Genomic DNA, 23,335 nt, shown 5'->3' with positions numbered 1-23,335 from the left:
TTTATAGCATATAGGTTTCACGATTTCTGCCTATCAAAATTTGCTGATAATTTAAATACAAAACAACACTTGTGTAGGAAAATTAACGGTCGTTGTTTAAATGCTGATCAATCTGGCTCTTAAATTTATGTATGTCCATTGGTTTTGATATATATCCGTCACAACCAGCATCAATAAAACGTTTTTTATCGCCTAACATCGCATGGGCAGTCAGGGCAATGACCGGTATGTTCATGGTTTCGGGGTCATTTTTCAACTTTGAAAGCAGTTCGAGACCATCCATTTTCGGAAGCTGCATATCAAGCAGTATCAAATCGATTTTTGTGTTTTTTAATTTTTCAAGGGCAATATACCCATCTTCTGCTTTTGTGATATTGTATCCGTAGGATTTTAGCAGGTCAACTGTTAATTCCATATTAAATACGTTATCCTCAACCACAAGAACATTAACATCTGAATTTGACATCTATATGTACTTGTTTTTTTATCATACAAGTTTGTTTTTGTTTTGTTAGAAATATAATAAAAATTGTGTAGGCGAAAAGGATAAGTAATATTATGTTTATGAGAGTAGGTTGCACGCCAAACCTGACCCGCCTTAACTCAGTGGAAGAGTGCGCGGCTGTAGTTAGGACCATGTGACATCTGTCACACATACCGCGCAGGAACCGCGATGTCCCCAGTTCGAATCTGGGAGGCGGGACTCAACCATTATTAACAGGTTTACAAAAACAGTTATATATTAGAAAACACAATTAGGTGTGCTTTCAGATAACAAAGTGTTCGGATAGTGTAGTGGCCTATCATGGGGCCCTGTCGAGGCCTCGACTCGGGTTCAAATCCCGATCCGAACGTAACTTTTTCTGCCTTTTATAATTCAGTGATGATGGTCATTGTTGTTGATAAAATCCCTGATGTTTTGATGAGTATGTTCATGTATATGAAGATGGATGTGTCCGTTGTTGGTTTCTATTGTTTTTGTAAGTTCTTCGATAGCCTCATCAATGGATAACGGCAGAGTGTCGTAGTCGTATCCAAAAAATCCCAATACTTTGAATAATTTGAATACATCAGGGGCTTCCAGATTGTTTTCTTTTAAAACAGTAGAATCTGAAAATATTTCTCTTGGGGAACCCTGAGCTATAATTTTGTGGTTGAGAACATAGACCCTGTCTGAAAGCTGGGGTAGAGCGTTAACATCATGTGTAGCCATTATTATGGTAATACCCTGATTTTTGTTTAGCTTATTAATAAGCTTTATTAACTCTTTCCTGCTTCTTGGGTCAAGATTGGCTGTTGGTTCATCGATTACCAGTATTTTAGGTTCCATTGACAGTACAGAAGCCATTGCTACCTTTTTCTTTTGACCATAACTTAGGTGGTGCGGAACTTTGTCCTCAAAACCTTCAAGCCCTACAATGGATAGTGCTTTTTTTACTTTTTCATCCACTTCTTTATTTTCAAGCCCCATGTTCAGTGGACCAAATGCAATATCATCATATACAGTGGGCATGAAAAGCTGGTCATCAGGGTCTTGGAAAATGATGCCGATTTCTCTTATTCTCTCTTCAATTGCCATTTCTGAAATGTTTCTTCCAAAAATTGAAACGTTCTTACCCTGACTCTTTAGAGTACCGTTAAGATGCAGAAAAAGAGTGGTTTTTCCCGCCCCATTGGGACCTACGATGACGGTTTTCTCGCCTTCTTCAATTTTAATATCGATACCGTCAAGAGCTTTTGTTCCGTCGGGATATGAGTAGTTTAAGTTAGTGACGTCGATGGCATTTATCATTGTAACAACACCACGGGGGATATATGTAAAACGACTGCAAAACTTATAATCAAAAATGTTATCAGGTAATCTCTGGTTTTTATATTGAATTTTACTATTGTATTGGGGTTTCCTGTATACCCTTTGGAAAGCATAGCCTGATATACTCTTTGAGCCCTTTCATAACTTTTGACAACAAGCATTCCTACGGATTTACCGATTTTTGATATCGAAGAAATGTTTAAACCGGGTTTAAATCCCTTGGATGTCATTGCAGTCCACATCCTCTGGAATTCATCAAGGAAAACAAATATGTAACGATAGGTAAACATAAGCATCTGTACCAGCGGATTTGGGATTTTTAGCATATGTAACGCTTTGATTGTGGTATCAAATCTCATTGTTCCAAGCATTGTAAATACCAGTAGAATTGCTGTAAAAGCTCTAACAGTAATAAGAAATCCATAGGTAATGCCTTCATGGGTCACTGTTATATAGCTAATATTTACCAAAACATCACCATCGACGGTAAAGGGCATTATTATTAGAAAAGGGAGGATGAACAGGGATACCCATTTAACATGGTTGAATATAAATTTAAAAGGCAGTTTTGAAATAATAAGCAGTATGAAAGCTGCAATTAATGCCAGAGCAGCAAACCTGATGTCTTCTACAAAAACAGATGAGAATATAAGTAATGTGAATGTAATTATCTTTGTTCTGGGGTCAAAATTGTGGATTGGGGATTCAAGTGAAGAATATTTATCAATTTCAGGATATTCCATTAATTATTTTTCTCCTCTCCTTTATTATATCGTTTCCAGTTCATATATAGCATTCCTGCGCCTGCAAGGCCTGCAAGATACCCAAATCCAGAAATAATTTTTGTGTATATGGGATCCTCATTATTTTGTTCAGGCAATCCTGTATCTGATAGGTTTATGGTTTTATCTCCTCTGTGACCATCGGATTTCACTACTACCCTGTATTCTGATACACCCATTTTTGGTGAAAAATTGTATGCACCATCTTCATCGGTTGTCCCTTCAATATATATCTCTTCTTTACCGTTTTCAATTGTATATACTTTAACATCAGCTTTTTCTATGGATTCTCCTCCTCCATACCATGATTTTATCTGTATCTCATTAATCTGGCTCTCTACATGTACCCTATGGGCAGATACGGTATGTGTAAGAGACATAGCCAGAATCAGTAGTAATATTAATATGCTCAACCAATTTAATTTATTCATTTTTCCCACCACCTTTAACAGGTAATAATTCGGGTTTTACTTTAAGCAAAAATGCAACTATAGATACTGCAACCAGACCTTCTATTATCATAATAGGTATATGTCCTATCGCTATAAGACTTGCAGGAGTTGTTAATTCTTCTCCTGTTAGCATAAAACTGAATACAAGGAATACAACTGAAATTATAACCGCAAATCCTCCACTGATACCTCCAAACAAAGATTCTATTTTATTTCTAAATGGTAATCGTTTAACACCTGTTTTAAAAATACCGTATGAGATTAGTGCGGGAATCCCGAGTATAACGGTATTTATGCCTATGGTTGTAACACCACCATGTTGGAACAAAAATGCTTGTAGTGAAACTCCGGTAAATATTGCAGGGAATGAAAGAATTCCAAGAATAACACCAACAATACCGTTGAGCATAAGGTGAACACTTGTGAAGCCCAGTGGAATATGTATTAATGATGCTACAAAAAAGGCTGCAGTGATAACAGATAGTTTAGGGATTTGCTCGGCTATATCACCGTGTTTTTCACTCCACCAAAGAGTCACGCCTATTATTATAAAGCTTAGAACCCATCCGAATGCAACTACAGGGAATGACAGAACACCGTCTGATATATGAACCATTGCTAATCTCTCCAAAAAATAATGGGCTTAAGTGCCCATAGATATTATTTAGTTTTTCTTAATCCTGCCGGTTCCAATTGCCACTGCACCAATGATCCCTGCTGCAGCAATTAGGAATCCAAACCCTGGAAGGCTGGTTGTCTCCTGTTCATTTGAAGATGAATCCTTATCAGTCGTTGACTGTTCAGTTGCAGAATCAGATGGTGTGGATGTGTTTTCTGCGGGGAACTCTTCAATTACAGGTAAAATAAATACTCCTCTTTTATCCAGTCCGTCTTCGATTTCTTTTGTAGCACCTACAAACCAGATACCCGTTTCGTCAAGTGTGTACATGAAATCTCCATTTTCATTGGTTTTTGCAACTCTTGTAAAAACCATGGGTGGGTCATTAGAATATTTATCCTCTGCAGATTTTACTATTTCTTTTGCAGTGGATTCTTTGTGATATTCTTCAACCTCTACAGTGGCGTTGGGTAATGGTTCTTTGTTATACAAAACTTTTCCTGAGAACACAAACCCTTCTTCCATTCCATAAGGTCTCATATATGGCATAATTTCGGTTTTCTGTCCAGTTTCTGTATCCCATCCTTTCCAGGCTTCAGTTCCTGAATGGATAACTGCTTTTGTATAATCTACCAGGCCGTGTTCTTCAGTTTCCAGTTTGACGGATAGAATATGGTCTCCTCTCTGGTCAACGGTATATGATACTTGATAGGCTTTTTTTTCCTTTACAGTAGTTTTTTCTGGTGATAGTTCAACAACACTACCATCAGGTTTTGTGACATTAACTACAGGTTCATCACCCGGAAAATCAAACATTATATGCTCATAGGGATGTCCCCATACCAGCACAATCTCTTTTGTTTCACCCTTTTCAGCTATGTAATCTTTTGGTGTTACATCCGTATCTCCACCGGGAAATACCATTGTGAAATGAGCACTTGCAACACCTGTAAAGCACAGCACAAAACCTATTGTACAAAGTATTAACATTACGCTTTTTTTCAATTTCTTACCTCCTTTGATAAATATACTTTTATTCAATTCAGTATTACTAAAACCTACAAAAGTATTAACATATAACATTTTCGATTTTATAATTAACAGTAAATCAATTTTAACAACAAATTTGTATTAGTATCAATAAATCAGATTACATGAAGCAAATTCAGGAAAAAAATAATATGGATATCTCGAACACACTTTCAAAAAAAGGACTCGATGCCTATATAATGATCGGCGAATCTCATAATGCTGATATGTATTATACAACCGGTTTTTTTGCATCTGATAAGTTCACATATTTGCAGACAAACAGTGGGGATGAAATATTACTGGTATCAGAAATGGAGCGTGGACGAGCTGAGAACGAATCACGGATAACAAATATAAGAACAACGCAGGATTATGATTATCGGTCCAAAATAAAATCCAGGTCTGACCCATCTATTGCTTTCAGTGACACACTCGGTGAGCTTCTTGGTAAAGAAGGAATCAGAAAAATTGGTGTGCCGCACAACTTCCCATTTTTCATTGCGCAAACCCTTAAAGAGCAGGGGTTCTGGTTCATGCCCATAAAAAGCCCTTTCAAAGATATGAGGACAAAAAAAAGTGAATCAGAAATAGCAAATATCGAAACAGTCCAGAATGCCTGTGAAAAAGCAATGGATACAGCAGTAAATCTGATTTCAAATGCATCAGAATCTGATGGTGTACTTTATAATGAAGGTGTTGAACTTACATCTGAATACGTGCGCAATGCCATCGAACATAGGCTTCTTGATTTTGGCTGTGAAGCTGAAGCTACAATTGTAGCATGCGGAAAACAGTCGTCTACCCCTCATTGGATAGGTGAAGGCACTTTAAAAGCAAACGAACCGATTATTATTGATATATTCCCTCGGAGTAAAACCAACCGATATTTTTCAGATATGAGCCGTACAGTGGTTAAAGGTACCCCTTCCAGACAGCTAAAAGATATGTATGATGCAGTAATCGAAGCCCAGAACAAGGCACTTGAACTTGTAAAACCAGGGGTTTTATGCAATGAAATCCATAATGCAGTATGTGATGTTTTTGAAGAAAAAGGATATGATACTGTCCGTAATAATCCAAAACTAAAATCCGGTTTCCTGCATTCAACGGGTCATGGTGTAGGTCTGGAAGTGCATGAACTTCCAAGCCTGGGAGATAATGGAAACAAACTTGAATCCGGTAATGTGATAACAGTAGAACCGGGTTTATATTATCCTGAAATTGGAGGAGTGCGTATTGAAGATATAGTGGTTGTTACTGAAAAAGGATGCAGGAATCTGACTGAATTTGAAAAGAAATTTGTTGTCTAAGGATGAGATAATATGAAATCGGATGATAATAACTTAAAACAGTACTCAGAAGAAGAAATAATCCAGAAATATATGGATGCAGGAGATATACTGTCAAAAGCAAGAGAAGAAGGTAAAAACCGGGTTAAAAAGGGTGAAAAACTTCTGGAAGTTGCCGGTGCAGTAGAACAAACAATTATTGATTTAGGTGGTCATCCTGCATTTCCATGTAATATATCAAGAAATGATGAAGCTGCTCATGCTACACCATCAATAGACGATGATTCGGTGTTTGGTGACGATATGGTGAAACTGGATATGGGAGTTCATCTGGATGGATATATTGCGGATTCAGCGGTAACAGTTGATCTTTCGGGTAACAACGACCTTGTAAAAGCTTCAGAGGATGCCCTTAACTCGGCAATTGATGTTATTAAAAGCGGAGTTAACACTGCAGAAATTGGAAGAGTTATAGAAGATGCAATAACAGGTTACGGCCTCAAACCGGTTGTTAATCTGACAGGACATGGGCTTGAGCGGTATATTGCTCATGCATCTCCTTCTATACCCAACAGACATGTCGATCAGGGTATTGTACTCAATGAAGGGGATATAATTGCAATAGAACCTTTTGCAACTGATGGTGCAGGTAAAATAGGTAATGGTCCGTGGGCTGAAATATACAGTCTTATAGCCAAAAAATCAGTACGTCTGCCGGCAGCAAGAAAGCTTATGAAGGAAGTTGAAAAATACAGGACGTTACCGTTTGCAAAGCGGTGGCTTCAATCCAGTACCAAAAGCCTTGATTTTGCACTTTTACAGCTTGAAAAGGCAGGAGCAATAAGGTCTTATCCTGTACTTAAAGAAATCGAGGAGGGATTGGTGTCCCAGGCTGAACATACAGTTATAGTAACCGAAAACGGTTGTGAAATAACAACCAAATAATTTTAGGGAGATATCCTGAATACAAAAATCAGGATTTCATCCATTTATCCCATTCATATGCTTTCATGTCCAGTACGTTAACAACATCACCCAAAATTTCTTCTGGAATACCTACAACCATTTCATCATCTTTGAGACCTGCGTTTTTGGCTGCTCCATCACAACCGATAGATATATTTACTTCACCGGTTATGTACGGTGATCCGGTAGCATCTGCGCAGGTTGACTGAATACCTGCAAAATCTGCAGTCATTCTTCCACCATGTTTATAAATAATAGTTTGAGCAATCCTTCTGGCTACCAGAGTGTTGCCTATAACAATTATAACATCTGGCCTTGTGGCTGTATTATCCAATGGAGAAATAACTGTGGCAATTGTGGATCCTGGCTCTGGTCTTGGCATATTTTCAACCACACGCTTGGCAACGCTGTATGAAACCTCTTTTCCAAGTTTGTCTACATACAATTTCCCGCTTTTGAGTTTGTCAGGATAATCCTGCAAACCTACTGCTGCAGCACCACCTTTGCATGCATGTTTATCTATAGTTGCAAAACTTGTGATTTCATTTAACCGGGCTTTCTGCAACATCTGACAGTATCTTTCAGGGTTTGAAACTTCCTCCAAACCGTGTGGAATGTCTTCTTCTTGTTTTAACAATGAGACTGCAACGGGCTTACCCCTTAGATTAAGTAAGTCAACAAGTTTTTGACTTGCTTTGGCATAATTCATAATCATGACCCCCTTTTAATATTTAGTTTCCATCGTTTTTAGTATTATTTTCCAGTTTTTCAATAGTATCTACAACATTGCTGAACCTCTTATCCCACTCGGATTCATTTCCTTCATAGGTATAGGTAGCACCTGTGTCGGCTTTTTGGGATACTTGGGGTTCAATGGGTAATTCTGCAAGTACCGATATTCCAAAATCTGATGCAGCTTTTTCAACGCCACCTCCACCAAATACTTCTATCTCATCACCACAGCTGGGACAAATAACTCCACTCATATTTTCAACCAGCCCAAGAACAGGAACATTAACAAGGTCCAAGAAGTTTATTGACTTTCTTACACTTGTAAGAGCTACATCCTGTGGTGTTGTAATAACTATAGCACCATCAAATTCTGGAATCAGCTGTGCAATACTTAATGGTTCATCACCTGTGCCTGGTGGCAGGTCAATTATAAGAAAATCCAGTACACCCCAAGAAACTTCCTGTAAAAATTGTTTTATAGCACTCATTTTGGCGGGACCTCGCCAGATAACAGGAAAATCTTCGCCTTCAAGCAAAAATGCTATAGACATAATTTTTAAATTCTTTGATACAGGAATAGGTACAATACCTTTTTCATCAATTTCTGGTTTTTTATTTTCCAGTCCAAACATCTTTGGGATACTGGGTCCATGGATGTCGGAGTCCAGTAAACCAACCCTGTATCCGCGTTTAGAAAGACTTGATGCAAGGAATGCGGCGATTGTACTTTTCCCTACACCACCTTTACCGCTCATTATCATTATTTTATGTTTAACCCCTTCCAGACTCAGAGTTTGGGGTTGTGACTGTGATTGTTGCTCTTTACTTTTTGCTTCTTCTGGGCTGCTTTTTTTAATATCTTCAGTTGGTATAAATTCTTTAGGCATACAACCTCTCCCCTTTATAGGAATTTATGATTATTCATCATCATTTATGTTAGTATGAGTCCCACCTTTAATTTCTATTGCTTTACCATTGGTCAATGCAAACGCTATTTTTTTCCTTACATTCTGGATGTCTTCCCAGAAAGCACGTCTTGATATGCCCATTTTTTGGGCTGCTTCTTCCTGTTGCATTTCTTCTAAATCAACCAGACGTAAAGCTTCAACCTCTTCAACTGCTAAAGATACAACCTCAAGTTCTGAAAGGGGCACTCCTCTGGGTTTAAAATAGTTAATTTTTGGTTTATATTCAACACGTCTGGGGTACTTGGGTCTGCCTGGAATATTATCACCTTAATATCTCTTATGTGAGAAAATATATAAATATTATCAATTATATTTATATAATTAATCACTTATGTGTGAAATATGAAAAATAATCTTCTATATTGGAATTGAGGTATAAATATGATAATAGGTATTACAGCTAAAGGTAAAAATCTGGATGAACCACTGGACCCAAGATTTGGAAGGTCCCAGTATATTGTTCTTGCAGATTCTGAATCAATGGAATTTGAAGTATTCGAAAATTCCGGTAATTCAACACTAGGAGGAGCGGGTATAAAAGCTGCACAGGCTATTGTAGATAAGGACATAGATGCTTTAATAACTGGTAATGTGGGACCTAATGCGTTTTCAGTACTTTCCAAAGCCAATATAAATGTATATACTGGAGCTGCAGGTACAATCAGAAAGGCAATCGATGATTTTAAAGCAGGATTGCTTGACGAGTCAGATGTTCCAACAGTAAAAGCTCATAATGGAATTAATAGATCATATAGGTGATTTCATGAAAGTATGTATACCTTCCAACGAAAATGGAGGTTTTGAGGCTTCAATATGTGAACATTTTGGACGGGCCTCATATTATACTCTTGTAGATACTGAGACCGACACGGTAGAAGTACTTCCAAACATAGGGGAACATATGGGAGGTACAAGGAAGCCTCCTGAAATTTTATCCGAATCAGGAGTAGAAGTAATGTTATGCTCAGGAATTGGTCCAAGAGCTATAAACATGTTTGAAAATTATTGTATAGATGTATATGTGGGTGCAAAGGGTACAGTAAAAGACGCCCTTAAATCATGGAATACTGGAAATCTGGAAGAGGCAACAAAAGAAAATGCATGTAAATCGCATCAGCATTAATAACCAGATTTTTCAAATTTTAGAAAAGGAGATATCATGAACATTGCAATAGCAAGTGGGAAAGGGGGTACTGGTAAAACAACGATTTCAGTTAATTTGGCACTTTCTTTGGGTGGTGCCCAATTGCTTGACTGTGATGTAGAAGAACCCAATTGTAATATTTTTCTTGGATACAATCTTGTAAAGAAACATGATGTTAATATTTTTACACCAGTAATTGACAAAAATAAATGTAATTTTTGTGGAAAATGTGCGGATTTTTGTCAGTTTAATGCTATTGCAGTATTGCCCGGGGATATAATGCTTTTCAACACTCTTTGCCACGGATGCGGTGGATGTGGAATTGTCTGCCCAATGGACGCAATTGGCGAAGAAAAACGAAGCATTGGAACAATTGAAAAATCAGAAACTGAATAGAGAAATTTAGAGTTTTTCCAGGGTCAACAAAATATAGGGGAGGCAATGGCATCACCTGTGATAAAAGACCTTAAAAAAAACATTAATAAAAATAAAAATACAATAATTGATGCTCCTCCTGGAACAGCTTGTCCTGCAATAGCTACCCTTGAAGATACTGACTACTGTATCCTTGTTACAGAGCCTACACCTTTTGGGTACCACGATCTCTTACTCACTGTTGATGTTGTACGAGAGTTAGGCATTCCTTTTGGCATAATTATCAATCGTTGTGATGTTGGTGATAGTAAGGTAGAGGAATTTTGCTATTCTGAAAATATTCCGGTTTTGATGAAAATACCTTATGATAAGAATATAGCACAGTTGTATTCAAATGGAACCCCGTTTGTACAAAAAATGCCTAAATGGAAAAAACAATTTGCACAGATGTTTGAGAGTATACAACCAATTGATAAATACTAATGTTAAGGTAATAGTATGAAACAAATTACTGTAATAAGCGGAAAAGGAGGAACCGGGAAGACCACTCTCACGTCAGCTTTTGCTTCACTTGCAGAGAATGCTGTTATATCTGATTGTGATGTGGATGCTGCAGATATTTATCTGATATTGAACCCTGAAATAATGGAGACTTTCGATTTCATAGGTTCAAAGGTGGCTTATGTTAACAATAATCTTTGTACAGAATGTGGATTGTGTAAATCTTATTGCAGGTTTGATGCTATCACAGAGGATTTTAATGTAAATACTTTTATTTGTGAAGGTTGCGGTGTATGTGAATATATATGTCCAGAAAATGCGATATCTCTTAATGACAGGATATCAGGCAAATATTATAAATCCAGAACAAGATATGGACCAATGAGTCATGCAAACCTGAAAGCAGGTGAAGAAGCAAGTGGAAAACTTGTCACTGTTGTTAGGAACACATCCAGTGAACTCGTTGAAAAATATAATAGTGATCTAATCCTTATAGATGGGCCACCAGGAACAGGTTGTTCTGTTATTTCTTCTATTACAGGAGTTAATATGACTCTTGTCGTTACAGAACCTAGTATATCAGGAATTCATGATTTTAAAAGAATCTTGGAAGTGACGAATTATTTTGATATACCAACTCTTGTCTGCATAAATAAATATGATATAAATGTGGAAAATACTCGAGTTATAGAAGATTACTGCAGGGAAAAAGGGGTGGAAGTTGTGGGTAAGATACCTTACGACACTATACCAGTTGAAGCCATGATACAGGAAAAAACAATTATTGAGTATTCTGATAGTGAATTATCAAGGACAATCAGGGATATCTGGGAACGTGTAACACAAAGGCTTTAAAAACAATTTGAAAATAGAGGAACAGTTAATATGTGGTGTGCTTTATGTATAGATAAGCAATGTACTCAGGGTAAAGATTGCACAAACATTGCTGACAACATTACAGTTATCAGACGTAGTGTACTACAAAAAACATGTCAATAACCCACCTCTAAAGGAGGTGGGCTTGTCCCTGCGGAAAGCCCTGATTGACCAGACTCAGTTCCTTAAAGGAACTACGTTATCCCGGCCATGATACCCTCGGATGCTTCCCTAGTCCGCTGCTCTATCGTACTGCATTAAACAGTCCTGAGAGGTAGGGACAGTGTGCGTGCATGACAAACTGGGATAACTTTGTCGAAGGGAGACGGCTGATAAGCCGCGTAACCTGCATCAAGCAGAGAAAGGAGTAATATCCATGGTATTCGTACTCAACAGGAACAAGAAACCTTTAACACCGTGTCATCCGGCTAAAGCAAGAATACTGCTGAAAGCCGGAAAGGCTACTATACATAAGAAATATCCATTTACAATCAGGCTCAAAGAACTGAAATCAGACGACGTAAAATATGATTTCACACCCAAAATCGACTACGGTTCAAGATACACTGGATTAACTATATTGAAGAACAACAGAGATGTAGTCTGGTTAGCCCAGATTAACCACAGAGCTGATATTAAAAAGAAACTGGATGATAGAAGGAATTTCAGACGCAGGAGAAGATCACAGAACCTGAGATACAGAAAACCCAGATTCGATAACAGAAAAAAAACGAAAGGATGGCTGCCCCCATCTCTGCAGAGCAGAGTGGACAACATACAATCATGGATTAGAAAATTGATGAAATTGATTCCTATAAGCTCAATAACTTACGAAAATATCAAATTCGACACACAGCTGATGGAAACCCCTGAAATTGAAGGTGTCGAGTACCAGCAGGGAACTCTGCAGGGTTACGAAGTAAGAGAGTATCTGCTTGAGAAATTCCAGAGAACCTGTGTATATTGCGGCAGACAGGATGTTCAGTTAGAGGTGGAACACATCGTACCGAGAAGCAGAGGTGGTTCTAACAGAGTCAGCAATCTGACCATAGCCTGTCATGATTGCAACCAGAACAAAGGTAACATGACAGCTGATGAATACGGTTACCCTCGAGTGCATGAAAAAGCCAAGAAACCTCTGAAAGATACAACGATAGTTAACTCTACAAGGTGGAGGGTCTTTGAAGTGCTGAAAGATACAAAACTACCTGTAGAATGCGGTACAGGTGCACTAACCAAGATGAACAGGATAAAATTAAACTTGCCGAAAGACCATCACTTCGATGCGTGCTGTGTAGGCAAATCCACACTGGATGAACTGAAGTTTAAAACTAATAGTGTCCTACATATCCATGCTAAAGGAAGAGGCAGTTATAAAAGATGTAAGCTGGATAAATATGGTTTCCCGAGGAAACCTGCACCAAGAATCAAATACATATTCAGTTTCCAATCAGGAGACATCATAAAAGCAGTCGTTCCAAAAGGAAAATACAAAGGTATCTGGAAAGGTGCAGTCGCATGCAGGAGTAGCGGTAGTTTCGACATCAAAAACGGTGCTAAAAGGATTGCACAGGGTATAAACCATAAATATCTCGAACTAGTACAGAGATTCGATGGATATACCTATCAACTAGACAGACTTAACTTAAATCCGGATATAAAAACCGATGGTCGCAATTCCTCCCTCTGCTGAAGCAGTGGGCTTCCTTGCGACATTTTTTGTGAGCAGTGGAGATTATTAACAAACTAAAGGTGTAAGATCCGAGAAGAATATACCAACAGGAAAACTCCACGGATTGAGAAAATTCGATTTCATCAAAACACCAGTCAGCTCAGGTTTCGTTAAAGGTAAGAGAACATCAGGAAATTTCAGCATCATGGATATATTCGGAAATACATTCAAGAAAAACCCTAACGTTAAGAAAAACTGCAGGAGGATATCAGCAAGATGCACAACTCTAACTCAGATGGTACAGATTTAAAAGATAGGTCGCAGGAGACTCCCAGCTTACGCAGGGAGTCTCCTGCGACCAATTGGATGAAATTAACAGTAGTATATGATAATAATGCAATTAATGGATTCCTTAGTGGGTGGGGTTTTTCCTGCCTGATAGATACAGGTCAATCCAAAATTCTATTTGATACGGGTTGGGATGGCTACGTGCTCCTCCACAATTTAAAGATGTTGGGTGTATCACCATTAGAAATTGGAAAAGTTGTGCTGTCTCATCACCACTGGGATCATATGGGTGGGCTTACATCCATCCTTAATGCCAATACAGACCTTGAGGTCTATGTTCCTGCATCATTTTCCAAATATCTTAAAGACGAAATATCTTCGCGAGCCAAATTAATAGAAATATCACAGCCCACCGAGATACATCCATCTATATATACGACCGGTAAACTCGGTAAAAAAATCAAGGAACAATCCCTTTTATTGGAAACAAGCGCTGGAGTGTATGTGATAACAGGTTGTGCACATCCCGGATTAACAAATATAATAGAAAATGCATCTGTTTATGGTGATATAGCAGGAATTATAGGTGGGCTTCACGGAAGCGAGGAATATAATTTACTCAAAAATTTAAAATTAATTGCTGCAGGTCACTGTACATCTAATAAAAATAAAATAGCAAAGTTGTATCCAGACTCATTTATGGAAATTGGGTCAGGAGTTAGCATTCATATTTGAAAAAAAAACACCTTTACTATGAACGGGGCGCAGGGGTAGAGAAAGCCCATGAGTTCACTCATGCTCTTAAAATCCATGATTTAAAGAAGGATGAATCGTACTCCGCTGATGTCTAATCAACTCTAGATTTTATGGTATAATCGCTATCAGTAGGTAAAAAAATAATAGATTAGCAAAATCAATCTCTGAAGTGGGCTGGAATAAACTGGTTCAGCATGTGACCTATAAAGCAGCCAAGAGAGGTAAAATCGTAGACAAAGTCAATCCCAACAACACCTCTCAAATCTGTTCTCGTTGTAGAACTAATAGAGAAGAAAAACTGAAATTGGAAGAGAGAACATTCTACTGCAGTAATTATGGATTAGGAATTGGCAGAGATCTTAATGCTGCGATAAACATATTGAAAAAATCATCATATTATAACTCAAAAAAGCATACTGGGGGGCTCGCGGGAATCAACGGCTGTGGAGAGGGGACCTCTACGACTGGTCATAGAACCAGCTCTCAAGTACCGTCCATGAATCAGCAAATGCTCAACCTCGTTAAAGGTTGAGGCTCTCAAGGTTCAATAGAACCCCACGACTTCACAGGCTGTCTGACAATAATTAGTTAAACAATAATACGTACCATATTATTTTGCAGAATTTTTTGTTATTCTACAATACAAATAATTGATTTTCAATCAATTATTTGTATTATCCAGAATTCATCCATATTTTCTTTAGATTAACAGCAGCACAAACCAGATTAAATTCAGTTTTTACAGAATTTAACCCTCTTGTAATAAATTCTGTGAATCTCAAATTCTGCTTGTAATTTCCGATAGCAGGTTCAACAGTATGTTTCCTTTGTTCAAATATTCTCTTTGCTTGTTCAGTTTTCATCTTATCTCTCAGATGTTTCCTATCTTCTGATACATAAGTGATTTTTAACTGACGTATCCCATCCTTTCTGTTGGTACATTGATATTTGGATTTACAATCTCTGCAATGTATACCTCTGTAAACTCGACGTTTTTCTGGTCTGTCTCCATCATATGATTCATATGAAAATGTCAAAATCCCGTTTTCAGGGCAAATATACACATCCCTTTGTTCATCATAAATAAATCTTGAAACATGGTAAGGATGTTCAGCATTATTTTCAGGTTTAGGATTTTTCTTATAACTATTATCGATTTGTTCCGGTATATAGGGATCCAGTTCTTTCTGTTTCAAGAATTGTATATTCTTTTCATGAATGTAACCACTGTCAGCACATATTTTCGTATTTTTACCTAATCTCCCACAGTACTTTTCAACAAGTTCAAGTTGTGGTTTAAGCTGATGAGCATCGTTTCTATCCTGACAAACATCGTTTGCGATTATGATTCCTTCCTTATGGTCAACAGTGATTTGAGTGTTGTATCCCAGTTCGATTCTACCCTTCTTGTTCTTGATAAACCTTGATTCAGGATCAGTTAAACTAAATCCTTTGGTGGTATCCTTATCGGATTCTTGTTTAGCCACCTTTACATTGTTTAGATATCTCGAGTTTTTATCCTGATTTGTATTATTAAGCTTATCAGCATACTTCTTACAGACAGACTTAACTCGGTTTTTGCCGTTTTCATCAAGCTGATCGTAGCCCCTGCAGTCTTGTAATTGTTCATCTTCGAGTTCATCAGTTACAATGCTTTCTTTCAGCATCTTGTCGATGTAATCCTCTATAACATCCAGTTCATTTCTTGTAACAGTACTGTTATTGGATGCAGACGCTTTAACTACAGACCCATCGATACTCATCTGTTCCATCCCCACAGACCCGACTTCCCTGGCAGCATTAACGGTGTTTTTGAAGATTTCTCTGATCAAATCACCATTATCCTTCCTGAAATCACTTATAGTTCTGAAATCCGGAGTCAGTTTCTCAGCGAGGTACATGTATACTACATTCTCACGTACACATCTTGCGATGGTACGTGATGATCTGATACCATCGATCATTGCCTGTATCAGCACTTTGCAGAGTATCCTTGGATGATATGCAGGGTGTCCTGCACCTGCATATCTATCTTCAAACTCGCTGAAGTCGAGTTCTTCTACGAAGGAATCTACTAGGTAACAGATATGGTCTGAACTTATCATGTCTCTTATATCAGGTGGCAGCAGCCATGTCTGGTCTTTAGATGATTGGATGAAAGCCATGTTAATAAATTAATTAATCTATCATTTATATTTATTTGCCTTATAGATAAAAATAGATTGACAGTAGTCCAGAATTGTCGGACAGTCTGTTCAGTCGTGGAAGAGCAGTCAGTATTTTGTATATAACATTATCATTCATCTTCAACCAGTCTTACAGCATCCACCGGGCATACTTCTACACATTGTTCACATTCAATACAATCTTCGGGTCGTGCAACAACAGCAACCTCCATTTCTTTTTCTTCGTTGTTGCCAACGTCAAACAGGTCTACAGGACATACTTCATAACAAGCAAGGTCCCCTTCACATACACTGTAATCTATTACTGGATACATTTTTCTCCCTCTTTATTTGATTTATTACTGTACTTTAACTTCTACAGGAGTTTCATGTACTTCTTTAAACGGTACTGTGACAATGAGTTTATCATTGGAATATTTTGCAACAGCTTTATCCGGCATAACCGGACAGCATACAGCAAAACTGCCGACATATTTAATTTCGGTGTTGTTTGCTCTGACGGCAAAACTATCTTCTGTTATCTTGAATTCAATATTATCTTTTTTCACACCCGGAAGGTCGATTTCAATGTTTAGGTTTTCTCCTGTTTCATCTGCACATGCATAAACACATGGTGTTTGTATATTAGTTTCTGCCATATTTTATTACCTCCATCAATCAATTTTTATATTCACTGGTTTTGGGAATGGTTTTTGAAGTGGAACTCTTACAGTAAGTGTGCCATTGAGATATTTGGCTTCTGCTTTATCAGGTATAACTGGGCAACATGTAAACGAACTGCCCGAATACTTTATGTTCTCATTGGTGGCTCTTACAGCGAATGAATCCTCAGCAAGTTTAAAATCAATATTTTCTGCTTTTACACCCAGCAAATTTACTTCAATTATTAACTCTTTGCCGCTGATGTCTATACGTTCATACATACATGGCGTTTGTATCGTACCTGCCATTTTATCTCCGTCAGAAATTATTCTATGTTGACATCAACTGCTCTACTATGGGGTTTCTGAAATGGTACCGTAACAACAAGCATTTCTTTGGTGAATTTGGCATTAGCTTTATCCGGAGCCACTGGACAGCATGTTGAAAATGTACCTGAATACTTCACATCATCATTTGTAGCTTTGATGGAAAAAGTACTTTCACTCATTTTAAAGTCTAAATTTTCCTTTTTCACACCCGGAAGGTCGATTTCGATGTTCAAATATTCACCTGACTCATCAGGACATGCAAACACGCATGGTGTCTGTATTAATTGGGCTTCAGCCATTATTTTATACTCCCCCTTTTGACAATAATCTGGTTTATCTACTTAAGTGGCTTAGTAATCCTTATTACTCTATCTCTAAATCTATTGATTTCATATGAGGTTCCTGGAATGGGACAGTAATAATAAGTTTCTCGTTTGTGTATTTGGCGACTGCTTTTTCCGGTGTTACCGGGCAGCAAGTGGGAAAGGTTCCTGCATATTTAATATCGTCATTTACAGCTCTTACAGTATAACTGTTATCATGCATCTTAAATTCAATATTTTCCTTCTTTATGCCAGGCAAGTCGATTTCAACGTTTAAATTCTCTCCCTTTTCATCTGCACACGCAAATGTCCAGGGAATTTGTGTTGTAACCATATAATTCCCCTAAACGTTAAGTAGTCAATTTAGTTATTTATTGCTTTTGGTATTTATTATAAAAAATCATTAATAATTACCATAATTTTTGGAGTAACACCAAAAATAGTGATTATTTTTGTTCTTATACACAAAATATAAATGCTTTATTTGATCATTTGTTAATTATGGGAGAATTCACAGGGCTTGAGCTAACACCTCGGAAAATACAGTATCTTAAATTTTTGCTTGAAAAGAATGAAACAGTAAGAACAACAGATATATCTTCACAATTAAGCGTGGACCCATCTACAACCACCAAAGTAATCAATGAACTTACAAAAAGTGGTTACGTAAATCATATACCTTATAGGGGGGTTTGTCTTACTGAATACGGTCGAGAATATGCAGAATTCCTGTTGAGGAGACACAGAATCCTTAGTCTTTTACTCAGCCATTACGGTTTGTCCACAAATGATGCATGTGGGGAAGTATCACGATTTGAAGGATATGTTTCAAAATATGCAGTAGATAGAATTTGTAAGTCAATGGGTCATCCTCAATTAAGCAACTGCGGGGAGATTAAACATGACAGCTGTGAACTCGTTGATTAAAGTCGTCATCAAATTTTCGTAGATGCCAACTAAGTTTCATAAATACCAATAATTAAAAGGAATTGATATGAATCACTATTATAAACTGCTGTCTGTTTTATTGGTAATCGCTGTATTGCTTGTAACTGGCTGTTCAGAACAGGCTCAAACACAAAAAGATGATGGAAATATAACGGTTGCAGTCAGCATACTTCCACAGGCTGAATTTGTGGAGCAGATAGGTGGAGAGAAAGTTAATACAATAGTAATGATACCTCCTGGAGCAAATCCGGCAACACATGAACCAACTTCGGGACAACTAAGAGATTTAAGTAACGCTTTGATGTATGCAAAACTGGGTTCAGGACTACCATTTGAAAATTCCTGGATGGATAAAATCAGGTCAGTTAATGATGAAATGTTGATTGTAAATTCATCAAATGGTATAACTATTAGAAACAATGACCCCCATGTTTGGACATCTCCTGAAAATGCCAAAATAATGGTTGAGAATATCTATAAAGGTCTTATCCAGGTCGACCCTGAAAATAAGGATTATTATTCACAGAATAAAGATAGATACATGCAGGAACTGGATGAACTGGATTCCTACATAAATAATACATTATCAGAATACGAAAATCAAAGTTTTATTGTTTATCATCCTACATGGGGTTATTTTGCACAAGAATATGGTTTAGATATGATACCTGTTGAATCAGAAGGCAAGGAACCAAGTGCAAAGGAATTACAGCAATTTATAGATATAGCAAAGGAGAAAAACATTTCTGTAATATATGTACAGGAGCAGTTTAGTACATCCAGTGCTGAATCAATTGCAAATGAAGTCAACGGAAAAGTTGTAACGTTAGACCCGCTTTCAAAGGATTATGTATCCAATCTTAGAAATGTTTCTGAAGTGCTTGCAGAAAATTTTAATCAGTAACCATGAAGAGGGATTAAATGGTAACATATGATAATGCAGTTGAACTCAGCAATGTCTGGGTGCACTATGGTAATATACCTGTGCTTGAAGATATTAACCTGACAGTAGAACAACCCAGAGACCTACTGGCTATAATTGGACCAAACGGAGGAGGTAAGACTACTTTATTAAAAGTAATACTTGGGTTAATAAAACCGAGTAATGGAAAGGTGAAACTGTTTGGTGAAAGTCCTGCAAAAAATCGTAAATATGTGGGTTATGTTCCGCAACATAGTTCTTTTGATTATGATTTCCCTATAAGTGTATGGGATGTTGTTCTCATGGGTCGCATGGGACATGCAGGTATTTTGAAACGTTATAGCAGTGAAGACAAGTTCAAGGCTAATAAAGCATTGAAAACAGTAAATATGGAAGATTATGCCAACCATCAGATAGGTAAACTATCAGGTGGACAGAGACAGCGGGTGTTTATAGCAAGGGCACTGGGAGCGGAACCAGAAGTATTGCTGCTTGATGAACCAAGTGCAGGTCTTGATACACATATGCAGAGTGAGTTATATGAATTATTATCAAAACTGAAAAAAGATATGGCAATAATCATGGTGACCCACGATTTAACTGCTGTATCATTACATGTAGATAAGGTAGCATGTCTTAATCGTAAATTGTTCTATCACGGCTCGAAAGAAATATCCCATGAAGACCTGGAAGCTGCCTATCACTGTCCAGTAGAAATGATAGCTCACGGTGTTCCACACAGGGTGCTCAAAGATCATTGATGGAGATTTAAAATGGTGGTAGATATACTCCTCCAGTATGAATTCATGAGAAATGCTCTGTTTGCGGCAATACTTGCCAGTATAGCCTGTGGAATCATCGGAGCTTATGTTGTTGTAAAACGTATAGTGTTTATAGGGGGAGGGATAGCTCATGCATCTTTTGGGGGTATAGGTATGGGATATTATCTCGGATTTAATCCTGTTCTTGGAATTTTACCTTTTGGAATTGCATCTGCACTTGGTATAGGATGGATTACAAAACGTTCCAGTTTGCCAGAGGATTCAGCAATCGGCATACTCTGGGCAAGTGGGATGGCAATAGGTATTGTTTTTTTGAATCTGACACCCGGTTATGCGCCCAACCTCATGACCTATCTTTTTGGTAACATACTTACAGTACCTGTTTTTGATGTAATATTGATGTTGATACTGGATGTGGTCATTGTTTCAGTTGTCTATATATTCTATAAGGAGTTCCTGGCAATTAGTTTTGATGAGGAAATGACAACTGTGATGGGAGTCCCGGCAGAGAAGCTTTATTATCTGCTTTTGTGTATGATAGCACTTACAGTGATGGTTCTGGTAAGAGTTGTGGGTATCATTCTTATAATAGCACTTTTAACAATACCTGCAGCATTGAGCCGTCAGATGACTTCCGATTTTAAGAGGATGATGATTTTGTCAGTATTATTTGGAGCTATATTTAGTACAGGAGGACTTGGAATATCTTATTTATATGATATACCATCCGGTGCGACCATTATTCTGGTTATGTCCGTGTTTTATTTTGCATATTCTCTTGTGAAAGGAAAAATAAGCAATCTTTTGAGTTAAAGTATAACTACAGGTGTAAATTTGAAATTGAATATTGAATCCAGAAAAGACCTAATAAGAATTGTTGAAGATTTGAAAGCAGACGATATATCAGAAACAGTGGACAAACGAATCCTTGAATTTGAATCCCTTTATAAAAAAGGCAATAAAGAGTGGTTCAATGAACTCTGTTTCTGTCTTCTAACAGCCAATTCAAGTGCAAGGCTGGGAATTGATATCCAGAATTATATGAAAAAAAATGATGGTTTCCTGACTTATGATCAAAAAGAACTATCCACAGTATTGAAGCAAATGGGTCACCGTTTTTATGAAAAAAGAGCTGAATTCATAATACTTGCCAGAAATAATGCAGCAGATATCAGGGATAGAATCACTTCTATGGAAAATGAATTTACTGCACGTGAATGGATTGTCAAAAATATCAAGGGAATCGGATACAAGGAATCCAGCCACTTTCTTAGAAATGTTGGTTACAAACATCTGGCTATTCTTGATAAGCATATACTGCGTATTTTGAGCAATAGTGGTCTGATAGAAGTTCCAAAAACGCTTACAAGGAAAAAGTATTACAACATTGAACAGGTGTTTAATTCAATTGCAGAAGAGGCGGATTTAACACCCGCAGAACTTGACCTTTATCTTTGGTATACACAAACAGGTGAAGTGTTGAAATAATCAGGTGATCATTAAAAAAATATTATAATATTAGAAATCAGGAAATATTACTACATCTGGATGTTGTTAATTCATTTGTTCTATAATAATATATTATCAGTAATTTTAAATACGTGTATACTCAATATACACATTCAAGGCTGCGGGACAAAAAATAGCTCAATCCCTGAGAACGACGTAGAGAGGGTTGGTGAGTGGGGGTATAGATGTCCCGCAGTTATATAACATATGTTCTATTCGTTATTTAACTTTTTCGTGGCTGTGGTTAATGGTGTTATATTGTGCCCTTTCTATGTTTCTTAATATATTTTGGGTGAAAATGAACAAAATATTAACGGTGTAAAATTAACGGGACACAGAATAAGTTATTTATGTTAAAATACAGATTATTTATTCTGGGGATTTAGGAGGTTTGTTATGCCTAAATATGTGATGATATCTCAATTAACAGATGAAGGTGCAAAAACTTTAAAAAATAACCCTAAAAGGGTAAAAGAAGTAAATGATGAACTTGAACAAATGGGTGTAAAAGTGCTTGAACAGTTCTTTGTACTGGGGGATTTTGATTTTTTGAATATTGTAGAAGCAGAAGACGAAAGCTCAGTATCAAAAGCTGCTGTTGAACTCGCATCAAGGGGTAGTATAAAGACCAAAACCTATACCGCAATACCCATGCACGAGTTTACCAGTGCCTTTGAATAAATAGCAATAAGCAAAAATTTGGTGGTTTATAAAACCACTTAACGTTTATTTTCCAAACATTTTTTCTGCAGAATCGGCTAAATCTTCAAATTGTTCCAGTGGGATACCCATTGCCATTTCATCTTCATTTATTTGTGTATGTTTTCTACTTCCTCCACATCCAACAGTAACACATGCCTGACCACTCATATATGGCTCTGCTACACCATCTGCACAGAGGCTCTGTTTACCTGCAAAATCTGCATTGATCCTGCCTCCCTGTTTGTACAAAAGGGATTGGGATATTTGCATCATTTGTTTTGGAGTCCCGATTAAAACTACAACATCAGGTATGAATTCCGCTTTTTCAAGGGGTTCGTAGATTACAGCTTTTACAGAATTAGCAGGAACTCTAGGCACTTTTTGCATTGTACGTCGTGCTGCATTGGAAGTTTCAAAAGCACCGAGTTTATAATAGACTTCTCCTTTTGCAAGTTTTTCATCCATCTCCCGAAGGCCCATGACCGAAGCACCGCCTTTGCATTTCTGGTCTTCTACAAGTGTATAAAAACTTGTGCCTGTTTGCCTGACATTATCTATCATCTGGCAGTGCCTGGTAGGTTCCTGTATTCTTTCAATACCTTCTGGAATTTCCTGTGTGCTGGAAACAAGTTTTACTGCAACAGGTGATGTTTTGAGTTTGTATGTCTCTTTAAGTTCAGTACCAATTTTTCTTATGTTATCAATATCCATATTTAACAATCTCCGT

The 23,335-nt window shown here is 37.4% G+C and carries 32 protein-coding genes and 2 tRNA genes; 18 read left to right on the top strand and 16 right to left on the bottom strand.

From position 1 onward, the window contains the following. Positions 1-82: 82 nt before the first annotated feature. Positions 83-466, bottom strand: a complete 384-nt coding sequence (locus tag QZ276_RS11385; RefSeq protein ID WP_292488087.1) for a response regulator — start codon at positions 464-466, stop codon at positions 83-85. Positions 467-592: 126 nt separating this feature from the next. Here QZ276_RS11385 and QZ276_RS11380 point away from each other — a divergent pair. Both QZ276_RS11380 and QZ276_RS11375 read left to right on the top strand, forming a co-directional pair. Further along, positions 593-703: transfer RNA gene (locus tag QZ276_RS11380), tRNA-Tyr, on the top strand. Between the two features lie 78 nt (positions 704-781). After that, positions 782-854, top strand: a tRNA-Asp gene (locus tag QZ276_RS11375). 23 nt (positions 855-877) lie between these two features. On the opposite strand, the gene QZ276_RS11370 is transcribed toward QZ276_RS11375, so the two are convergent. The 5 genes from QZ276_RS11370 to QZ276_RS11350 are packed head-to-tail and all read right to left on the bottom strand — an operon-like array spanning position 878 to position 4,671. Further along, on the bottom strand, positions 878-1,792 hold the full coding sequence (locus QZ276_RS11370; protein WP_292488085.1) for an energy-coupling factor ABC transporter ATP-binding protein: 915 nt from the start codon (positions 1,790-1,792) through the stop codon (positions 878-880). After that, positions 1,789-2,556, bottom strand: coding sequence for a cobalt ECF transporter T component CbiQ (cbiQ, locus tag QZ276_RS11365; RefSeq protein ID WP_292488082.1), 768 nt, complete (start codon positions 2,554-2,556; stop codon positions 1,789-1,791). Before cbiQ ends, QZ276_RS11370 begins: the two co-directional genes overlap by 4 nt. Next, complete coding sequence (locus tag QZ276_RS11360) at positions 2,556-3,026, bottom strand: hypothetical protein (protein ID WP_292484181.1); 471 nt, start codon at positions 3,024-3,026, stop codon at positions 2,556-2,558. Before QZ276_RS11360 ends, cbiQ begins: the two co-directional genes overlap by 1 nt. After that, positions 3,019-3,663, bottom strand: a complete 645-nt coding sequence (cbiM, locus tag QZ276_RS11355) for a cobalt transporter CbiM (RefSeq protein ID WP_292484183.1) — start codon at positions 3,661-3,663, stop codon at positions 3,019-3,021. Before cbiM ends, QZ276_RS11360 begins: the two co-directional genes overlap by 8 nt. A gap of 48 nt (positions 3,664-3,711) precedes the next feature. Further along, positions 3,712-4,671: a DUF4198 domain-containing protein gene (locus QZ276_RS11350; protein WP_292488080.1), complete on the bottom strand. Its 960-nt coding sequence runs from the start codon at positions 4,669-4,671 to the stop codon at positions 3,712-3,714. A gap of 176 nt (positions 4,672-4,847) precedes the next feature. Here QZ276_RS11350 and QZ276_RS11345 point away from each other — a divergent pair, with 176 nt between their 5' ends. Next, positions 4,848-6,008, top strand: coding sequence for a Xaa-Pro peptidase family protein (locus QZ276_RS11345; RefSeq protein WP_292488078.1), 1,161 nt, complete (start codon positions 4,848-4,850; stop codon positions 6,006-6,008). Between the two features lie 12 nt (positions 6,009-6,020). Continuing rightward, a complete protein-coding gene (gene map / locus QZ276_RS11340) occupies positions 6,021-6,932 on the top strand; it encodes a type II methionyl aminopeptidase (protein ID WP_292488077.1) in 912 nt (303 codons plus the stop codon). Positions 6,933-6,960: 28 nt separating this feature from the next. Here map and QZ276_RS11335 read toward each other — a convergent pair whose 3' ends face one another. From QZ276_RS11335 to QZ276_RS11325, 3 genes are read right to left on the bottom strand one after another with little or no spacing between them, the layout of a single operon-like run. After that, positions 6,961-7,662 carry a DUF169 domain-containing protein gene (locus QZ276_RS11335; protein ID WP_292488075.1) on the bottom strand — a complete coding sequence of 234 codons (702 nt, stop codon included), beginning with the start codon at positions 7,660-7,662 and terminating at the stop codon, positions 6,961-6,963. Positions 7,663-7,684: 22 nt separating this feature from the next. Beyond that, positions 7,685-8,572 carry an Mrp/NBP35 family ATP-binding protein gene (locus QZ276_RS11330; RefSeq protein ID WP_292488073.1) on the bottom strand — a complete coding sequence of 296 codons (888 nt, stop codon included), beginning with the start codon at positions 8,570-8,572 and terminating at the stop codon, positions 7,685-7,687. A gap of 30 nt (positions 8,573-8,602) precedes the next feature. Next, positions 8,603-8,911 carry a DUF134 domain-containing protein gene (locus tag QZ276_RS11325; RefSeq protein ID WP_292488120.1) on the bottom strand — a complete coding sequence of 103 codons (309 nt, stop codon included), beginning with the start codon at positions 8,909-8,911 and terminating at the stop codon, positions 8,603-8,605. A gap of 123 nt (positions 8,912-9,034) precedes the next feature. Here QZ276_RS11325 and QZ276_RS11320 point away from each other — a divergent pair, with 123 nt between their 5' ends. The 8 genes from QZ276_RS11320 to QZ276_RS11290 all read left to right on the top strand — a co-directional run bounded on the left by QZ276_RS11320 (position 9,035) and on the right by QZ276_RS11290 (position 14,797). Further along, positions 9,035-9,412, top strand: coding sequence for a NifB/NifX family molybdenum-iron cluster-binding protein (locus QZ276_RS11320; protein ID WP_292488071.1), 378 nt, complete (start codon positions 9,035-9,037; stop codon positions 9,410-9,412). Beyond that, positions 9,387-9,776 carry a NifB/NifX family molybdenum-iron cluster-binding protein gene (locus QZ276_RS11315; protein ID WP_292488069.1) on the top strand — a complete coding sequence of 130 codons (390 nt, stop codon included), beginning with the start codon at positions 9,387-9,389 and terminating at the stop codon, positions 9,774-9,776. Before QZ276_RS11320 ends, QZ276_RS11315 begins: the two co-directional genes overlap by 26 nt. 36 nt (positions 9,777-9,812) lie before the next feature. Next, a complete protein-coding gene (locus tag QZ276_RS11505; protein ID WP_342765728.1) occupies positions 9,813-10,193 on the top strand; it encodes a 4Fe-4S binding protein in 381 nt (126 codons plus the stop codon). 45 nt (positions 10,194-10,238) lie between these two features. Beyond that, positions 10,239-10,655 (top strand): P-loop NTPase, encoded by a 417-nt coding sequence (locus QZ276_RS11500; RefSeq protein ID WP_342765727.1) that lies wholly within the window; start codon positions 10,239-10,241, stop codon positions 10,653-10,655. 15 nt (positions 10,656-10,670) lie between these two features. Beyond that, a complete protein-coding gene (locus QZ276_RS11305; protein ID WP_292488067.1) occupies positions 10,671-11,528 on the top strand; it encodes an ATP-binding protein in 858 nt (285 codons plus the stop codon). A 397-nt stretch (positions 11,529-11,925) separates the two neighbouring features. Continuing rightward, positions 11,926-13,242: an RNA-guided endonuclease IscB gene (gene iscB / locus QZ276_RS11300; protein WP_292488065.1), complete on the top strand. Its 1,317-nt coding sequence runs from the start codon at positions 11,926-11,928 to the stop codon at positions 13,240-13,242. Between the two features lie 255 nt (positions 13,243-13,497). Further along, entirely contained in the window at positions 13,498-14,244 is a 747-nt protein-coding gene (locus QZ276_RS11295; RefSeq protein WP_342765726.1) for an MBL fold metallo-hydrolase, read from the top strand. A gap of 190 nt (positions 14,245-14,434) precedes the next feature. Further along, positions 14,435-14,797, top strand: a complete 363-nt coding sequence (locus QZ276_RS11290; RefSeq protein ID WP_292488064.1) for a transposase — start codon at positions 14,435-14,437, stop codon at positions 14,795-14,797. A 142-nt stretch (positions 14,798-14,939) separates the two neighbouring features. Here QZ276_RS11290 and QZ276_RS11285 read toward each other — a convergent pair whose 3' ends face one another. From QZ276_RS11285 to QZ276_RS11260, 6 genes are all read right to left on the bottom strand, one after another. Then, on the bottom strand, positions 14,940-16,430 hold the full coding sequence (locus QZ276_RS11285; RefSeq protein WP_292488062.1) for an IS1182 family transposase: 1,491 nt from the start codon (positions 16,428-16,430) through the stop codon (positions 14,940-14,942). A gap of 131 nt (positions 16,431-16,561) precedes the next feature. After that, entirely contained in the window at positions 16,562-16,765 is a 204-nt protein-coding gene (locus QZ276_RS11280; RefSeq protein WP_292488059.1) for a ferredoxin family protein, read from the bottom strand. A 24-nt stretch (positions 16,766-16,789) separates the two neighbouring features. Beyond that, positions 16,790-17,089, bottom strand: a complete 300-nt coding sequence (locus tag QZ276_RS11275) for an Hsp20/alpha crystallin family protein (protein WP_292488043.1) — start codon at positions 17,087-17,089, stop codon at positions 16,790-16,792. Between the two features lie 15 nt (positions 17,090-17,104). After that, positions 17,105-17,401 carry an Hsp20/alpha crystallin family protein gene (locus tag QZ276_RS11270; RefSeq protein ID WP_292488042.1) on the bottom strand — a complete coding sequence of 99 codons (297 nt, stop codon included), beginning with the start codon at positions 17,399-17,401 and terminating at the stop codon, positions 17,105-17,107. A gap of 17 nt (positions 17,402-17,418) precedes the next feature. After that, positions 17,419-17,721, bottom strand: coding sequence for an Hsp20/alpha crystallin family protein (locus tag QZ276_RS11265; RefSeq protein WP_292488040.1), 303 nt, complete (start codon positions 17,719-17,721; stop codon positions 17,419-17,421). A 64-nt stretch (positions 17,722-17,785) separates the two neighbouring features. Then, positions 17,786-18,079 carry an Hsp20/alpha crystallin family protein gene (locus tag QZ276_RS11260; protein ID WP_292488038.1) on the bottom strand — a complete coding sequence of 98 codons (294 nt, stop codon included), beginning with the start codon at positions 18,077-18,079 and terminating at the stop codon, positions 17,786-17,788. A 167-nt stretch (positions 18,080-18,246) separates the two neighbouring features. On the opposite strand from QZ276_RS11260, the gene QZ276_RS11255 reads away from it, so the two are divergent. The 6 genes from QZ276_RS11255 (at position 18,247) to QZ276_RS11230 (ending at position 22,587) form a co-directional block, all read left to right on the top strand. Beyond that, positions 18,247-18,672 carry a metal-dependent transcriptional regulator gene (locus QZ276_RS11255; protein WP_292488036.1) on the top strand — a complete coding sequence of 142 codons (426 nt, stop codon included), beginning with the start codon at positions 18,247-18,249 and terminating at the stop codon, positions 18,670-18,672. 67 nt (positions 18,673-18,739) lie between these two features. Then, positions 18,740-19,597, top strand: a complete 858-nt coding sequence (locus tag QZ276_RS11250) for a metal ABC transporter solute-binding protein, Zn/Mn family (protein ID WP_292488034.1) — start codon at positions 18,740-18,742, stop codon at positions 19,595-19,597. A 17-nt stretch (positions 19,598-19,614) separates the two neighbouring features. Then, positions 19,615-20,376, top strand: coding sequence for a metal ABC transporter ATP-binding protein (locus QZ276_RS11245; protein ID WP_292488032.1), 762 nt, complete (start codon positions 19,615-19,617; stop codon positions 20,374-20,376). 12 nt (positions 20,377-20,388) lie between these two features. Then, positions 20,389-21,210 carry a metal ABC transporter permease gene (locus tag QZ276_RS11240; RefSeq protein ID WP_292488030.1) on the top strand — a complete coding sequence of 274 codons (822 nt, stop codon included), beginning with the start codon at positions 20,389-20,391 and terminating at the stop codon, positions 21,208-21,210. A gap of 21 nt (positions 21,211-21,231) precedes the next feature. Continuing rightward, on the top strand, positions 21,232-21,885 hold the full coding sequence (locus tag QZ276_RS11235; RefSeq protein WP_292488028.1) for an N-glycosylase/DNA lyase: 654 nt from the start codon (positions 21,232-21,234) through the stop codon (positions 21,883-21,885). Between the two features lie 417 nt (positions 21,886-22,302). Further along, positions 22,303-22,587: a GYD domain-containing protein gene (locus QZ276_RS11230; protein WP_292488026.1), complete on the top strand. Its 285-nt coding sequence runs from the start codon at positions 22,303-22,305 to the stop codon at positions 22,585-22,587. 45 nt (positions 22,588-22,632) lie between these two features. On the opposite strand, the gene QZ276_RS11225 is transcribed toward QZ276_RS11230, so the two are convergent. Further along, entirely contained in the window at positions 22,633-23,319 is a 687-nt protein-coding gene (locus tag QZ276_RS11225) for a DUF169 domain-containing protein (protein WP_292488025.1), read from the bottom strand. Positions 23,320-23,335 lie beyond the last annotated feature (16 nt).

The organism is Methanohalobium sp. (assembly GCF_018609725.1).
Classification (GTDB): Archaea; Halobacteriota; Methanosarcinia; order Methanosarcinales; family Methanosarcinaceae; genus Methanohalobium.
Note: the sequence above shows the minus strand (reverse complement) of the source record. Positions and strands in the feature narration are given on the sequence as shown.

What these genes read in the sequence shown, in the direction of transcription:
- QZ276_RS11315 (WP_292488069.1), top strand. Translation starts at nt 9,387, where the DNA reads ATGGAATTAATAGATCATATAGGTGATTTCATGAAAGTATGTATACCT.
- cbiM (WP_292484183.1), bottom strand. Translation starts at nt 3,663, where the DNA reads ATGGTTCATATATCAGACGGTGTTCTGTCATTCCCTGTAGTTGCATTC.
- QZ276_RS11240 (WP_292488030.1), top strand. Translation starts at nt 20,389, where the DNA reads ATGGTGGTAGATATACTCCTCCAGTATGAATTCATGAGAAATGCTCTG.
- QZ276_RS11275 (WP_292488043.1), bottom strand. Translation starts at nt 17,089, where the DNA reads ATGGCAGAAACTAATATACAAACACCATGTGTTTATGCATGTGCAGAT.
- QZ276_RS11320 (WP_292488071.1), top strand. Translation starts at nt 9,035, where the DNA reads ATGATAATAGGTATTACAGCTAAAGGTAAAAATCTGGATGAACCACTG.
- QZ276_RS11305 (WP_292488067.1), top strand. Translation starts at nt 10,671, where the DNA reads ATGAAACAAATTACTGTAATAAGCGGAAAAGGAGGAACCGGGAAGACC.
- QZ276_RS11295 (WP_342765726.1), top strand. Translation starts at nt 13,498, where the DNA reads ATGCACAACTCTAACTCAGATGGTACAGATTTAAAAGATAGGTCGCAG.
- QZ276_RS11335 (WP_292488075.1), bottom strand. Translation starts at nt 7,662, where the DNA reads ATGAATTATGCCAAAGCAAGTCAAAAACTTGTTGACTTACTTAATCTA.
- QZ276_RS11500 (WP_342765727.1), top strand. Translation starts at nt 10,239, where the DNA reads ATGGCATCACCTGTGATAAAAGACCTTAAAAAAAACATTAATAAAAAT.
- QZ276_RS11265 (WP_292488040.1), bottom strand. Translation starts at nt 17,721, where the DNA reads ATGGCTGAAGCCCAATTAATACAGACACCATGCGTGTTTGCATGTCCT.
- iscB (WP_292488065.1), top strand. Translation starts at nt 11,926, where the DNA reads ATGGTATTCGTACTCAACAGGAACAAGAAACCTTTAACACCGTGTCAT.
- QZ276_RS11505 (WP_342765728.1), top strand. Translation starts at nt 9,813, where the DNA reads ATGAACATTGCAATAGCAAGTGGGAAAGGGGGTACTGGTAAAACAACG.
- QZ276_RS11370 (WP_292488085.1), bottom strand. Translation starts at nt 1,792, where the DNA reads ATGATAAATGCCATCGACGTCACTAACTTAAACTACTCATATCCCGAC.
- QZ276_RS11360 (WP_292484181.1), bottom strand. Translation starts at nt 3,026, where the DNA reads ATGAATAAATTAAATTGGTTGAGCATATTAATATTACTACTGATTCTG.
- QZ276_RS11345 (WP_292488078.1), top strand. Translation starts at nt 4,848, where the DNA reads ATGGATATCTCGAACACACTTTCAAAAAAAGGACTCGATGCCTATATA.
- QZ276_RS11260 (WP_292488038.1), bottom strand. Translation starts at nt 18,079, where the DNA reads ATGGTTACAACACAAATTCCCTGGACATTTGCGTGTGCAGATGAAAAG.
- QZ276_RS11250 (WP_292488034.1), top strand. Translation starts at nt 18,740, where the DNA reads ATGAATCACTATTATAAACTGCTGTCTGTTTTATTGGTAATCGCTGTA.
- QZ276_RS11225 (WP_292488025.1), bottom strand. Translation starts at nt 23,319, where the DNA reads ATGGATATTGATAACATAAGAAAAATTGGTACTGAACTTAAAGAGACA.
- QZ276_RS11255 (WP_292488036.1), top strand. Translation starts at nt 18,247, where the DNA reads ATGGGAGAATTCACAGGGCTTGAGCTAACACCTCGGAAAATACAGTAT.
- QZ276_RS11230 (WP_292488026.1), top strand. Translation starts at nt 22,303, where the DNA reads ATGCCTAAATATGTGATGATATCTCAATTAACAGATGAAGGTGCAAAA.
- QZ276_RS11270 (WP_292488042.1), bottom strand. Translation starts at nt 17,401, where the DNA reads ATGGCAGGTACGATACAAACGCCATGTATGTATGAACGTATAGACATC.
- QZ276_RS11245 (WP_292488032.1), top strand. Translation starts at nt 19,615, where the DNA reads ATGGTAACATATGATAATGCAGTTGAACTCAGCAATGTCTGGGTGCAC.
- QZ276_RS11330 (WP_292488073.1), bottom strand. Translation starts at nt 8,572, where the DNA reads ATGCCTAAAGAATTTATACCAACTGAAGATATTAAAAAAAGCAGCCCA.
- map (WP_292488077.1), top strand. Translation starts at nt 6,021, where the DNA reads ATGAAATCGGATGATAATAACTTAAAACAGTACTCAGAAGAAGAAATA.
- QZ276_RS11280 (WP_292488059.1), bottom strand. Translation starts at nt 16,765, where the DNA reads ATGTATCCAGTAATAGATTACAGTGTATGTGAAGGGGACCTTGCTTGT.
- QZ276_RS11385 (WP_292488087.1), bottom strand. Translation starts at nt 466, where the DNA reads ATGTCAAATTCAGATGTTAATGTTCTTGTGGTTGAGGATAACGTATTT.
- QZ276_RS11285 (WP_292488062.1), bottom strand. Translation starts at nt 16,430, where the DNA reads ATGGCTTTCATCCAATCATCTAAAGACCAGACATGGCTGCTGCCACCT.
- cbiQ (WP_292488082.1), bottom strand. Translation starts at nt 2,556, where the DNA reads ATGGAATATCCTGAAATTGATAAATATTCTTCACTTGAATCCCCAATC.